Origin of the sequence: Variovorax sp. Varisp36 (genome assembly GCF_047304235.1) — a bacterium.
Lineage (GTDB): Bacteria > Pseudomonadota > Gammaproteobacteria > Burkholderiales > Burkholderiaceae_C > Variovorax.
Window position 1 is genome coordinate 1 of record NZ_JBGLYU010000147.1, and the last position, 218, is coordinate 218.

A 218-nucleotide genomic window follows, 5' to 3' on the forward strand; every position below is an offset into this window, starting at 1 on the left:
CAGTCCGGATCGCCATTGAGGAAGTCGACGATGACCTCCTGCCCGATGCGTGGCAGCGCGGCCATGCCGAAGGTCGAACCCGCCCAGGCCGTCGACACGCGTACCCAGCAGCTGGCGTGCTCGTTGTCCTCGCCGATGCGCTCCCAGTGGAACTGGACCTTGATGCGGCCGTATCGGTCGGTCCAGATTTCTTCGCCGGCCGGGCCGACCACCTTCGC

At 67.0% G+C, this 218-nt stretch carries 1 protein-coding gene; it reads right to left on the reverse strand.

Translation table 11 applies throughout. From position 1 onward, the window contains the following. Nucleotides 1-218: phage baseplate assembly protein V (locus tag ACCD11_RS28510; RefSeq protein ID WP_413316493.1), on the reverse strand; the 218-nt coding region annotated here is incomplete at both ends.